This is a genomic window from Cupriavidus pinatubonensis (assembly GCF_019602855.1).
In the GTDB taxonomy this organism is placed as follows: domain Bacteria; phylum Pseudomonadota; class Gammaproteobacteria; order Burkholderiales; family Burkholderiaceae; genus Cupriavidus; species Cupriavidus pinatubonensis.
Genome location: NZ_CP080766.1, coordinates 428,159 through 441,392, shown reverse-complemented (window position 1 = coordinate 441,392; position 13,234 = coordinate 428,159). Strand labels below are relative to the sequence as shown.

Sequence of the window (13,234 nt, the reverse complement as noted above, 5' to 3'; positions counted from 1 at the left end):
GGGAAAGCCCAATGTAAGCGGGCCTGGCTCGCGCAAGCAAGTCGGCCCGCACCCGTGTCCGCGGCTCGTCAGAACTTGTGGCGGATGCCCAATGACACGCCGAGCATATTGCTCTGGCCATTGGCCAGCACGTAGTTGTTGCCCAGCGACAGGCTGTTGGCGTACACCGTGGCCAGCGACTCCATCATCAGCCCGGCATTCTTGGCATAGGCGGTGGACAGGTAGAGGTCGGTGCGCTTGGAGAACGCATAGTTGGCAATCAGGGCGATCTGCCACGGGTTGGCGACGTGGGTATCGCCATACAGGCTCTTGACGTTGTCGTAGTTGTATTCCAGCGTCAGGCCGATGGCCGGGGTGACCTGGTAGTTCGCGCCGATCCAGTAGAAGTCGTCACGCTGGATGACGACATCCGCCGCGTTCTTGTTCTGGCCCCAGCGGTAGCCGCCCATGATCTTCGCCAGGCTGCCGAAGGTGTAGCTGCCGCCGACCGCGGCTTTCCTGACGGTGCCGCTGCTGGTGCCGATGGTCGGATTCCACTGGTCGTAGCCGACCGTGACGCCAAATGCACCGCCCTGGTAGGCCACGGCTGCGCCGTAGGCGCTGTCGCGGCGTGCCTGGCCCGGGTTTTCGCCGTTGCCGCCGATCGGCGTGGCGATGCCGACCGTCTGCGGCAGCGCCAGGCCCACGCCGAAGGAGTAGTGCGCAAGCGCCGTGACAGGGCCGAACTGGCCGGTGTACTTGACGGTGTTGTCCTGGCGGAAGTTCGGGCCGGTCATCAGCACCGTCGGCTCATACTGCGTGGCATAGGCGGCCGGCGCGAAATTGGCCAGCGCCTCGAACATGGACGCGTACTGGCGGCCCAAGCTGAGCTGGCCGATGCCCGCCTGCTGCAGGCCCACGAAGGCCTGGCGCCCGAACATGCGTCCGCCTTGCTGCAGGGTGCCGGTATCGACGTTGAAGCCGTTCTCCAGCACGAACAAGGCCTTCAGTCCATTGCCAAGGTCTTCCGTCCCGCGGATACCCCAGCGGGAACCGGAGAAGCCGCCCGCGTTCATGCGGTAGACGTCATTGGACGGGCCGCGGTTGAACTGGTTGGCGGCACTCGGAATCGCGCCGACGTGGTTGACATATTCCAGGTTGACGTCGGCGACACCGTACAGCGTGACGCTCGACTGCGCGAGGGCGCCGCCCGAACAGGCGAGCAATGCGGCCACGGCCATGCTCCTGAGCTTCATGGACAAATCTCCTCCTTGTTGTTTTCTGGTCTGTGATGCGGGTGTTTCGTTGAAAGGGGTATCTGAGCCTGCGCGAGTATCCGGAATCGGGCGTGGCAAGGCGTGACCCTCCGGGACAACCTTGATGCCCTTCGGGACAGTTCGGGAAAACGAGGGGATGCGTCGGGAGATGCGCAGATCCGCGGCGCGGCAGTACTGCCGCCATCAACGGATCAGGTGTCGCGGATTTCGCCGCTGGCGATCCTGCTGCGAAAGAGCCTGAAGGTCTCGCCCACGGCTTCGCGCAGCGGTGTGCGGGGCAGCGGACCAATCACGTTCTCGAGCGCGGTCGCGTCGTAGTCTTCCGGAAGCCCGAGCGATGCCCCGTCGAACGTGATCGTTCCGCGCGCCTGCGGAATGACCGACTCGATCGTCTCGACGATCTCGCCCATGTCCGCGACGCTGCCATGCATATTGAAGACGTCCGCACCGCGATAGCCCGAACGTGCGCAAGCGATGAACATGCGCGCAAGGTCGTCGGCATAGTGGATCTGGCTGCGGCCGCTGTACGGAATATGGAAAGGGCGTCCGAGCGCTGCCGCCAGGACTGCCTGCGTGGGGGCCGCAGTCAGTCCATAGTCTCTTCCGGCGCCAAAAACCGTCGCCGGGCGAAGGCCGATGCTGGACACCCCTCTGTCCTGGTAATACACGCGCGCCATGCCCTCTTCGGCTTGCTTGAACACACCGTATAGGGTTGTCGGATGCCCGGCTGTGTGGTGCTGGATGGCTGCATCGTTGGCCGCGTCGCCGTTGTCGTACACCGCAATCGATGACGCATACACGATGCGAGGAATTCGCTCCACGCGCCGCGCTACGGCCTCGAACAGATTCACGCCGCCGAGCACGTTGACGCGGGCGCCAAGCGGTGGATCGCTCTTGAACCTTGGATGGATCAGTGCGGCCAGGTGAATGACATGCGTAATGCGATGGTGATCGAGCGTTGCCTCCAGCAAGCTCAGGTCCGTGATGTCGCCCCGAACCATTTCCACGCGCGACCGTTGTGCGTCGTCCATCAGCAGGCGCAGGCGTCGCACGTCATTGTCTGCGTCGAAGGCAACGACTGGCACGCCCTCGTTTGCGAGCCGGCGAACCGTCCATGCGCCGATACACCCCAATGCCCCGGTTACCAGAAATCGTTCAGAGTCCGCCATAGCTGCCAGTCACCGTTTGCGGGCAACGCAGTGTGCCCGGATTGAACTGTCAGCAGTGTAGTAAGGGGATTTGGATTGAGGTTGACGTGGTGGGGCGTGGGTGTGACTGGTGGGGACAATGGGAGGGGGGATTGGTGAGGGCCGGGTATCGTTCCTGGCAAACTACGCCACCCCGCTATTCCGGCAAGAAAACAAAGAAAAAAGCGCCCCGAAACCCTTCCGGAGCGCCAAGACCCACAAGTCGAGCAGACCCGCGGGGTGGAGACCGTGACGCCATGGCAAGCCCGATTGCAGTCATGCCACACGCCACAATGGCGGAAGCGATTTCGCCATTGCCGATAGTGTCGTCGCGCTGGCCAATTAAGGGACCACTCGAATCGGGTGGAATTTCGTATCACCAGAACATATGGGACATCGCCCGATGGCCCGCAACCAACGCATTGCTTCAAACCTGGCGGCACCTATCGCCACCAGTGGTGGGGGGCGCCGCGACCATCCCCAGCACTTAAGGTGTCACCATCCGGCAAGCCGCGTCCGCGGCGCCGCCACGCCAGATGGAGAGCGAATCAGATGGACTTCCGACCCGACCCCAACCTCGCCGAGTTCCGCCAGCAGGTGCGTGACTTCCTGCGCGAACACATGCCGGCCGACATGCCGCGCCGCGCGCATGGCATGCGTTCGCCGCGCGATACGCTGATGCAGTGGCAGCGCGTGCTCAATACGCATGGCTGGGGCGCGCCTTACTGGGCGGCCGAACACGGCGGCACGGGCTGGACCGTGGCACAGCGGCTGGCCTTCGACGAGGAGTGTGCGCTGGCCGGAACGCCGTCGCAGGATGCCTTTGCGCAGAAACTTGTCGGGCCGGTGCTGAACCACTTCGGCACGCCGGCGCAGAAGGACGAGCATGTCGGCGCCATCCTGCGCGGCGAGCGCCTGTGGTGCCAGGGCTTCTCCGAGCCGGGATCGGGTTCGGACCTGGCGTCGCTGCGTACGCAGGCCGTGCGCGATGGCGACCACTACGTCATCAATGGCCAGAAGATCTGGACCAGCTACGGCCACCAGGCCGACTGGATCTTCCTGCTGGTGCGTACCGGCAGCGGCGAGAAGAAGCAGGCCGGCATCACGTTCATCCTGGTGGACATGAAAACGCCCGGCATCACCGTGCGCCCGATCATCAGCATCGACGGCTGCCACCACCTGAACGAGACCTTCTTCGACAACGTGCGCGTGCCCGTCGAAAACCTGATCGGCGAGGAAGGCGGCGGCTGGAAGATCACCAAGTTCCTGCTGAACAACGAGCACGCGACCACGGCCGACCTGCCTACGCTGCGCCGCCTGCAACGCCAGCTCCGCGCATTCGCTGCAGCGCCGGCCGCGGGCAGCACGCTGGGTGAGCAGCCCCAGTTCGCACTGCGGCTGGCGCGCTATGAGGCCGAGCTGGAAGCGATCGCGGTCATGGTGCAGCGAGTCGCGGCGATGGAGCAAGCCGGTGACCACAGCCCGGCTGCGCACGCGTTGGGATCGATGCTGAAGATCCGTGGTACCGAGCTGCAGCAGCAGATGGGGCAGTTTGCTGTGGAGAGCATGGGCGACTATGGTCCGGTGTCGTATCCGTCGAGCCACGATGGCCACGCCGGCGAGCCGCTGCCGATGCAGGACGTGATGCAGGATATTGCGACGGAGGCCTTCTTCCGCCGTGCCACCACGATCTACGGCGGCACCAGCGAGATCCAGCGCGGCATCATCGCCAAGACGAAGTTCCGGCTCTGATCGCCACGCGGTAATCTGCGCCGTCCCTTGAATGGGACGGCGCGTTGGGCCTCTTACAGGCTGATCGCCTTCCACTCCAGGAACTCGACCAGTCCTTCAGCACCAAACTCCCGGCCATTGCCCGAGCGCTTGACGCCACCGAACGGTGCGGTCAGGTCCGCCGGCGCGAAATTGACGCGCACGGTGCCCGCACGCAGCCTCGCTGCCACGCGGCGCGCACGTTCCGCATCGCCTGACGCGACATAGGCGGCCAGTCCATAGACGGTGTCGTTGGCGATGGCAATGGCGTCTTCCTCGCTGTCATAAGGAATCACGCAGAGCACCGGGCCGAAGATCTCCTCGCGCGCCACGGTCATGCTGTTGTGGACGTCGGCGAACACCGTCGGCCGGACATAGAAGCCGCGTTCGATGCCGTCGGGGCGGCCCGGGCCGCCCGCGATCACGCGCGCGCCTTCCTCGATGCCGATGCCGATCATCTGCTGCACCTTCTCGAACTGCGCGCGGTTGGACAGTGGGCCGATCTTGGTGGCCGGGTCAGCAGGGTCGCCGACCTGCAGCGCGCCCGCCGTGGCCGCGGCAATGGCGAGCGCCTCGTCGTAGCGCGTGCGCGATACCAGCAGACGCGTCGGCGCCACGCAGACCTGGCCCGTGTTGACCATGCACTGCGCCACTGCGGTGGTGACGGCGGTCTTCATGTCGGCATCGTCGAGCACGACCAGCGGCGACTTGCCACCGAGTTCCTGTGCGACGCGCTTGACCGTGGGCGCGGCATTCTTCGCCACTTCGACGCCGGCGCGCGTGGAGCCGGTGATCGACACCATGTCGACATCGGGATGCGACGACAGCGCCGCGCCGACCGAAGGCCCGTCACCGAAGATCATGTTGAACACGCCCAGCGGCGTGCCGGCCGCGTGCATGATCTCGGCGAAGATCACCGCGTCGAGCGGCGCGATTTCCGAAGGCTTGAGCACCACCGTGCAGCCGGCAGCCAGCGCGGGCGCAACCTTGGCCGCGATCTGGTTCAGCGGCACGTTCCACGGCGTGATCAGCGCCGCTACGCCGACCGGCTCGCGGCGCAGCCAGGTCTTGCCATGCGTGGTCTCGAAGGCAAAGTTGCGCAGGACTTCGAGCGTGTTCTGGATATGCACGAGCCCGATCGGCGCCTGCATGGCGTTGCACAGCGTGACCGGCGCGCCCATTTCGAGCCGCACGGCTTCGGCCAGCTCTGGCACGCGTGCGCGGTATTGCTCGGCGATGCGTTCAAGCAGTGCGATGCGTTCCTCGCGCGTGCTCTGCGACCACGTGCCAAAGGCATCGCGCGCGGCCGCGACCGCGCGATCGGCGTCTGCCGTGGTGCCCATGGCGAGCCGCGCGACCGGCGCTTCGGTGGCGGGGTTGATCACATCGACCAGCGTGCTGCCGGCAGCTGGCGTCACCCATTCTCCCTGGATGTAGAAGCGGTCCAGCGTCTTCATATATCGGTTCTCCGGCGATTCATTGTTGCCCTGTGGGGCCAGGATTGATTGGTGTTCCTGTTCATTCGGGCTGGATGCCGGCCACCGTGATCATCTGCTTCCAGCCCTGCTGGTCGGCCACGATGTTCTTGCGCAGTTCGGCGCCATCGGCGGGATAGGCCGCGCTGCCGCGTGCCTGGTAGTGCGCCATGGCCTCGGGTGTGGACGTGAACTGCAAGGCAAGCCGGGTCAGCTTGTCGACGATGGGCTTGGGCGTGCCGGCCGGAGCGAACAGGCCGACCCAGGTGTTGAGCGAATAGCGCTCCAGGCCGAGTTCGCGCAGCGTCGGCACATCCTTGAGCTGCGCCAGGCGGTTCGGGCCGGTAATGGCCAGCGCGCGCAGCTTGCCGCTCTGCACGTGCGGGATGATGGCCGACACTTCAACGCCGCCGTAGTCGACCATGCCGCCCATGACATCGGTCATCATCGCGCTGGCGGCCTTGTAGGGCACGCTCACGGACTGGATTTTTGCCGCATCGTTGAACGCGGTCAGGATGACGCGGTAGCCCGTGCTGGACGTAGCAAAGTTCAGCTTGCCGGGATTCGCGCGCGCGGCCGCGATCAGTTCGCCGGCGGTGTGGTAGGGCGAGTTGCCCGGCACGATCACGGCAATGGGCAGCACCGACAGGCGCGCCACGGGGACGAAGTCCTTCATCGGGTCATACGGCAGCCTGCGGAACAGGAATGGGTTGGCAGCCATGGCGCCGGAGCCAGACAGCAGCAGCGTGTAGCCGTCCGGCGCAGCCTTGGACACATAGTCGGTGGCTACGACCATGTTGCCACCCGGCCGGTTTTCGACAACGAAGCTTTGGCCGAGCTTGTCGGACAGGTACTTGGCCAGCAGGCGCGTGTAGTCGTCGATGCCGGTCCCGGCACTGGTGACCGAAACGATCTTCACGGGGCGCTCAGGGTAATCGCCGGCCTTGACAGGCGCGGCGATGGCGAGCGCGGCAAGCGTGGCGAGGGCAGGGCACAGCAGCCGCAGCGCGCGGCGTTTGAACATCAGCATGGTCAGTCTCCTTTTTTGTCGTCTTGAAATTGCCGGGCGGTAGGGCCCGGTCGTGCCGGCACTTGCTCCTTGGGCACAACCCCGCGCCGAGGCGCGGGGTTGTGCTTTTCCGGATGATTGCTTTGGCGTGCGAAAGCGGCACACCCCGACGGGGGTGGGCGAGGGCGGAAATACGGGGAGGGGCGAACGTATCCGTTTCGGATGAAGCGGCTGTTTTGGAGAGCGCGGGAAAAACGGAGGAAAAACGGGGCTTACTGAAGGGGCAAAACGCCGCTTACTGGCTTCAGCGGCTCTCGCGGGCGCGATGTGCGCCACCGTTTCACGTCGTTCAGCAAGGTCATTAAGCGCCGAGCCTATGGCTACCGTGACGAGGAGTACTTCTTCCTGAAGATTAAGGCGGCCTTCTCCGGAATTCCTCGTTGAACCAAAAAAAATGCCGCAGGCCATAAGCCTGCGGCATCCGTCACACCAGACGAAGCGCGTGCAGCCGGACCGGCCGCGCGGAACGCCTTCATTTGCCCTGCCAAGCCCCCATCAGAAGATATGCCGAATCCCCGTGATCACCCCCAGCATGCCTTTCTGACCCGCCATGGACGGATAGTTGAACGCATAGGCCGTCGCTGCACTGTCAAAGCTCAGGCTGCCATTGCGCGCGTAGCCGACGGAGAAATAGACGTCGGTGCGCTTGCTGAAGTTGTAGTCCGCCAGGAATGTGTACTGCTGCATGTTCGGCGGATTTGAGGAAGCGGCCGTGGGCGTGGCCGCGGTCTTCTTGACGTCTGCGTAGAAGTAGGCCAGCGACAGGCCGAGGGCTGGCGTGACCTGGTAGTTGACGCCGGCCCAGTAGTAGTCATCGCGCAGGAAGGTATTGCCGTTCGGGAAGTCGGCCTTGTTCCAACGGTAGCCGGCCGACAGCTTGAACGGCCCCGTGGTATAGCTGCCGCCGATCGAAGCCTTGCGCACCTTCGCGGTCTGGCCGGGCGTGAGCGCGGGGTTCCATTGGTCATAGCCGATGCCAAGGCCGAACGTGCCGTCCAGGTACATGACCGACGCACCGTATGCGGTGTTGTCCTTGCCATGCGCCGGATCTTCTCCCGCACCGCCGTTAGCGAGCAGGTTGCCGGACGACAATGCCGGTACACCGGTACCGAACGAGTAGTGGGCCACCGCCTGCACATTGCCGAACTGGCCGGTGTACTTGGCCATGTTGCTTTCGCGGTAGTTCACGCCCATCCACCAGATGCCCGGCTCATACGTGGCTGCAAAGCGCAGCGGCGAGAAGTTCACGAGGCCATCCAGCAAGCTGGTGGTCTGGCGACCGAAGGTGATTTGCCCCAGGTCGTTCTTTTTCAGTCCCACCGTCGCGATGCGACCGAACAGCCCGCTGGAAGGCATGGTACCGGTATCCGGCATGAACGCGCCTTCCAGGACAAAGGTTGCCTGCAGGCCGCTGCCAAGATCTTCCGTGCCGCGCATGCCCCAGCGCGACGCGGACAGGCCGCCAATGCTCGGCATGCCGATACGCGACCCGCCCGTATTCGGGCTTGCAGCGGATGTGGCGACGCGGTTCACATACTCGATCGGGGCGTCGATCACACCGTAGAGCGTGACGTTGTTCGCCGCGTGCGCGGCGCCGTTCCATGCCGACAATGCTCCCAGTACCGCCACTGCGCACAGTTTATGTTTCATGTGCTGCCATCTCCTCCGTCGTTGTTTGTGCTGCCCGTGCCGTGCACCGTGGTACCCCGGCCGGGGAAAGTTCTTCGCGCACCGGTTGTGCGTATTTGCAAGGAAAGCATGGTTGCCGCTGTGCTCCGCTCCCCGTCTCGGGGTGGTGTTTTGCCTCGGCAGGAGTGAAACAACCCGAACGGGACATCTGCGCATCAAGCGGTTACCCACCCCTTGTGGCGGACATTCCGGCGTAGCTGGCGCCGGCGCGCGGATGGCGCGGCTCCCCCCCCATCGATACAGATGCCATACCGCTTCATGCGCAACACGCCTGGTGGCAACTGAAGTGGAACTCGCAGGGATCGGGGGGATTGGGAGCCGGAGTGCAAAGCCGTGGCGTAGGCGCCACAGCCGCGATCAGTTGTGGGGCATGAGCCAGGTGCTGCCATGGCTGCGGCGCGCGGATTGCATGCGGCGGTGCGCGGCCCAGAACAGCACGCGCAGCGGAAAACCCAGACTGCCGCTCATGACTTGCCGGCAATGCTCCGCTTCCAGTTCCATCGGCAATCCGAGTTCGGCCGCGCACGCGTAGCAGACGATGCGCATGCGGGCGTCGTCGCATTGCATGCGGCTGTCCAGCAGCGCGCGCAGCGTATCCACGTAGGACGGCGTGTTCGTGGCACGCGCGGATTCGCGCGCGCAGCGCTGCAACTGGCGGCTGAACTGGCGGACCTCCTGAAGCAGATCCATGAGCCGCTCCATCGGTGCGATGGCGTGCGCGGTGGCACGGGTGGCGGGCTGCCTTTGCCCGCGGGCGGTTTGAGGTTGGGATGTTGTTTGTCGAGCCTGCATCGTGTCGCGTTCTGAAAGGGCTGCGCATTGGGCAAGGGCTGCCCGCGTCATGGTGGAAACCAGTTTCACGCCGGCACGCACAAATTGCCCCCACTCGACCAAGGGGGGTATGCAGCGAACCGGCCCACCCCGGTGGCGATAAGGCCCATTTTTTGCGAAACGGTGGTCAGGTTGCCGCCCCACTTAGGGGATGTTCCTATCTACGATATACAGTAGATATGTACGAAATAACGTAGAATAAATCGTCGTCGCCGGGACCGGTATACGTTCCGCGGTGAACCGAAGCACATATGGCTTCACAAGAGGCATAGCCGGCATCCCGGCCTACAGGAGACGCATTCCATGACCACGCTAATTACCCAGTTTCGAACCTTGCTTGCCCACGCGGCAGCGGCCGGCAGCGGCTTGCTGCTGACCTGCGGCACGCTGGCCGCGCTGGCGCCCGCTGCGCTCGCCGCACCGGCCTATCCGGCCAAACCTGTCACGCTGGTCGTGCCCGGGCCGCCCGGCGGGATTACCGACCAGATCGGGAGGCTGGTCGCGGCCAAGATGACCAGCGATTACGGCATGCGCGTGATCGTCGACAACCGCCCCGGTGCGGGCGGCAACCTGGCCACCGAGATCGCGGCGCGCGCGGAGCCTGACGGCTATACCGTACTGCTCGGCACGCAAGGCACGATGGCCAGCAACCAGTTCCTGTACAAGTCGCTGCGCTTCGATCCCGCAAAGGATTTCATCGCTGCACAGGCGCTGGTGTCGATTCCCAATCTGCTGGTCGTCAACGGCAAGCTGCCTTACCAGTCGGTCAGGGAGTTGGTGGCGTATGCCAAGGCGCACCCCGGCAAGTTGACGGTATCTTCGGCCGGGAACGGCACGGGCAGCCATTTGGCAGCCGAGTTGTTCCAGACGCTGGCCGGCGTGAAGCTCGTGCACGTGCCGTACAAGGGCAGCGCGCCGTCGATCAATGACTTGCTGGCCGGTCAGGTCGACCTGACCTTCGACTACCCTGTGTCGACCCTGACGCAGGTCCAGGCCGGCAAGCTGCGCGCGCTGGCCGTGACCGGCACGAGCCGGCTGCCCGCGCTGCCGCAGGTGCCGACGATTTCCGAGGCGGGCTATCCGGGTGCGGAATCCACCTCGTGGATCGGCCTGTTCTTCCCGGCACGCACGCCTGCCGCCGTCGTGGCGAAGTGGGAAGCCGACGTCGGGCGCATGGTCAAGGAACCGGCCACGGTTGAAGCCCTGCAGAAGATGGGGGGTGTACCGCTGCCGCTGAGCGGGGAGGCATTCCGTGCCTTCGTGCAGAGCGAGCGGACCAAGTGGAAGGGGACGATCGAACGCGCCGGCGCGACGCTGGACTGATCATTCAGGCCGGTCCCCGATCGGGCGGCCGGCGCATGGAAAGCCTATGCCGGCGCTCCCAGGGCGCCGGTTGCATTTCAAGCGCTACGCGCCTGCCGTCACAGCACGCGCAGAATCACGGGCTGGCATTGCCGCGCGGGTGCCCGCACGCGCCGCACGCGCAGCCCGGTCCTGCGCCATGCCGCAGTCCCCGAGCGACTGCGCCAGGAAATCTTCCATTTGAAGATGGAGGTCGGCACCGCGGGCCGTGAGCATGGCCCCCATTGCCTGTGCGGCGGGACTGTCGTGCTGCTGTGTCGCGGCAAGCGTCCGTGCGATCCCGGCCATGGCCTTCAGATCGGCTTCATAGCCCGCCAGGCGCAGCAGGAATGCGTGGCGCGTCGCCAGCGTCATGCCGCCGGCGCGGGCGCTGCCGGCAAGCGCGTGCAACTGGGCATCGAAGCGGCGCAGCGTGGGCAGGGTGTGGGCCAGGAACTGGCGGGCGTCTTCGTGGAAGCTGCGGGGTGCCGGGGCGGGCTGACAGGTCATGGAGAACTCTCCGGTGTTGCATGGCCGGCTGAAATCGGCCTTTTTGATGCCTACACCTTAGAGCCTTGCGGCAACGATAGCGCCCCCCGCAATCGGTGGGTCGGGCAGATTTTATAGGGTCCGCTTCATCGGGAACGCTATGTTCCGCCGTGGGAGGTATGGGGTGGCGGCAGCTTGGCCGCCAGTGCTCATGGCCGGGCTAGGCCCCTGAGACACGACGCTGCAGTCCTATCGATGCATTGCAACATTTTCACGTAAATATATGTAACATTTGGGCATGTTAAAGCACTTTTATTGTCATCTTTTCAATACTTTTTGGGTATATACCTACGGATAAAATTAGAGGAATTACTCTAGGATTTGCACTCGAATGGTGCGAGGTAGGGATTGACGGCGCTGCCGATCCCGAAAACACCGCTTGGTGAGTAACGTTTGCTGCATGTTTGCGCAAAATCCGCCATTTCAAATCCACCGGAGATCACGGATGTTCCCCTCTACGCCAGATCAGGTTGTTGCAGCGCAAGAATCCAGCGTGGGCTACTGGTTCACGCTGACGAACATTGCGGTTGAAGGCCTCCAGCGATTGACCGAGCTGAACCTGCAGACCGCCAGGACAACGGTTGCAGACAGTCAGGACAATGTCCGGGCCCTGTTTGCCGGAAGGGACCTGCGCGATGTGTTTGCCGTGCAAGCCAACCTGGCGCAGCCCGCCGCCGAGAAGGCCATTGCCTATGCACGCAATGTGTACGAAATCGCATCGAACACGCAGGCGGAACTGACTAAGGCGGTCGAAGCCCGATACGAACAGCACAGCCGCAATATGCAGTCCTTCGTGGACACCTTCGTGAAGAACGCGCCGGCCGGGTCTGAAGCGATCACCGCGCTGCTGCAATCGAGCGTAGCAGCCGCCAGCAGCACCTATCAATCGATCCAGAGCGCAGCCAAGCAGACGGCTGAAGCCGCCGGGGCCAGGTTTGTCACGACCGCCCTAGCGGCTTCGGGCGCGGCACAGCAGGCGGGGGCCCGCGCGCCCCGGCAGTAACGGCGTAGCGCCGCTGGCGTGCAGGCCAGCGCGCCGAACAGAGATCGCAGGCTGGCAGAGCAGGGACCCCAGTGTCCCTGGCTTACCGCACCGCGACACCAACCTTCCCGCAACGGCAGACAAAGCGGCACCGGAATCATTCCGGCGACCCGCTTTTTGCCGTTTTGCGCGCATGCAACGGGAACTTGATCGGGACGACCAGGGGAACGCCTTAATCGGCAATCCAGGGGTTTTTCAACTTTACGAGAATGAAGCAGGCAGGATGACCAAGAAAATCGCACTGGTAACGGGTGGCATGGGCGGGCTGGGAGAAGCCATCAGCATCAAATTGCACGACGCAGGCCACGCCGTGGTGGTGACGCATTCGCCGGGCAATGCGAACGCACAGAACTGGCTTGCCGAGATGGCCGCCGCCGGCCGCGAGATGCGTGCGTACGAGGTCGACGTATCCGACTACGATGCCTGCCAGGCCTGCGCCGCGAAGATCATCGCTGACGTTGGCCGCGTGGACATCCTCGTGAACAACGCCGGCATTACCCGCGACATGGCCTTCAAGAAGATGGACAAGCCGAACTGGGATGCCGTGATGCGGACCAATCTCGACTCGGTTTTCAATCTCACCAAGCCGCTGTGCGAAGGCATGGTCGAACGCGGCTGGGGACGCATCATCAACATCTCTTCGGTCAACGGGTCCAAGGGCGCCTTCGGCCAGACCAACTATGCCGCCGCCAAGGCCGGCATGCACGGCTTCACCAAGTCGCTGGCGCTGGAAGTGGCAAGAAAGGGCGTGACGGTCAACACGGTTTCTCCGGGCTACCTTGCTACCAAAATGGTCAACGCCGTGCCCAAGGAAATCATGGATACCAAGATCCTGCCGCAGATTCCGGTTGGCCGCGTCGGCAAGCCGGAAGAAGTGGCTGCGTTGATTGCTTACCTGTGTTCGGAGGACGCGGCCTATGTGACCGGGTCCAATATCGCCATCAATGGCGGGCAGCACATGCAGTAAGGCGTGGTCGAGTGCCGGGCCGCCATGGCTCGGTCGGACCGCGTATAGCGTGCCGGCA

General features: G+C 64.2%; 11 protein-coding genes. 4 read left to right on the top strand and 7 right to left on the bottom strand.

Features of this window, described 5'->3' with window-relative positions:
- Positions 1-68: 68 nt before the first annotated feature.
- Together K2O51_RS02080 and K2O51_RS02075 are read right to left on the bottom strand one after the other, a co-directional pair.
- A complete protein-coding gene (locus K2O51_RS02080; protein ID WP_011299980.1) occupies positions 69-1,235 on the bottom strand; it encodes a porin in 1,167 nt (388 codons plus the stop codon).
- Positions 1,236-1,447: 212 nt separating this feature from the next.
- A complete protein-coding gene (locus K2O51_RS02075) occupies positions 1,448-2,425 on the bottom strand; it encodes an NAD-dependent epimerase/dehydratase family protein (RefSeq protein ID WP_011299981.1) in 978 nt (325 codons plus the stop codon).
- A gap of 570 nt (positions 2,426-2,995) precedes the next feature.
- On the opposite strand from K2O51_RS02075, the gene K2O51_RS02070 reads away from it, so the two are divergent.
- Entirely contained in the window at positions 2,996-4,195 is a 1,200-nt protein-coding gene (locus tag K2O51_RS02070) for an acyl-CoA dehydrogenase family protein (RefSeq protein ID WP_011299982.1), read from the top strand.
- Between the two features lie 53 nt (positions 4,196-4,248).
- On the opposite strand, the gene K2O51_RS02065 is transcribed toward K2O51_RS02070, so the two are convergent.
- The 4 genes from K2O51_RS02065 to K2O51_RS02050 form a co-directional block, all read right to left on the bottom strand.
- Positions 4,249-5,670, bottom strand: coding sequence for an aldehyde dehydrogenase family protein (locus tag K2O51_RS02065; protein ID WP_011299983.1), 1,422 nt, complete (start codon positions 5,668-5,670; stop codon positions 4,249-4,251).
- 61 nt (positions 5,671-5,731) lie between these two features.
- On the bottom strand, positions 5,732-6,718 hold the full coding sequence (locus tag K2O51_RS02060; RefSeq protein WP_220630427.1) for a Bug family tripartite tricarboxylate transporter substrate binding protein: 987 nt from the start codon (positions 6,716-6,718) through the stop codon (positions 5,732-5,734).
- 534 nt (positions 6,719-7,252) lie between these two features.
- Positions 7,253-8,407, bottom strand: coding sequence for a porin (locus K2O51_RS02055; protein ID WP_140949225.1), 1,155 nt, complete (start codon positions 8,405-8,407; stop codon positions 7,253-7,255).
- Between the two features lie 396 nt (positions 8,408-8,803).
- Positions 8,804-9,136, bottom strand: a complete 333-nt coding sequence (locus K2O51_RS02050; protein ID WP_245001823.1) for a hypothetical protein — start codon at positions 9,134-9,136, stop codon at positions 8,804-8,806.
- A gap of 444 nt (positions 9,137-9,580) precedes the next feature.
- Between K2O51_RS02050 and K2O51_RS02045 the strand changes: the two genes are divergently transcribed.
- Positions 9,581-10,600: a Bug family tripartite tricarboxylate transporter substrate binding protein gene (locus K2O51_RS02045; RefSeq protein WP_011299987.1), complete on the top strand. Its 1,020-nt coding sequence runs from the start codon at positions 9,581-9,583 to the stop codon at positions 10,598-10,600.
- Between the two features lie 84 nt (positions 10,601-10,684).
- On the opposite strand, the gene K2O51_RS02040 is transcribed toward K2O51_RS02045, so the two are convergent.
- Positions 10,685-11,128: a hypothetical protein gene (locus tag K2O51_RS02040; RefSeq protein ID WP_011299988.1), complete on the bottom strand. Its 444-nt coding sequence runs from the start codon at positions 11,126-11,128 to the stop codon at positions 10,685-10,687.
- Positions 11,129-11,612: 484 nt separating this feature from the next.
- Here K2O51_RS02040 and K2O51_RS02035 point away from each other — a divergent pair, with 484 nt between their 5' ends.
- Positions 11,613-12,170 (top strand): phasin family protein, encoded by a 558-nt coding sequence (locus K2O51_RS02035; protein ID WP_011299989.1) that lies wholly within the window; start codon positions 11,613-11,615, stop codon positions 12,168-12,170.
- Positions 12,171-12,432: 262 nt separating this feature from the next.
- On the top strand, positions 12,433-13,176 hold the full coding sequence (phbB, locus tag K2O51_RS02030; RefSeq protein WP_041680141.1) for an acetoacetyl-CoA reductase: 744 nt from the start codon (positions 12,433-12,435) through the stop codon (positions 13,174-13,176).
- The last annotated feature ends 58 nt before the right edge of the window (positions 13,177-13,234 follow it).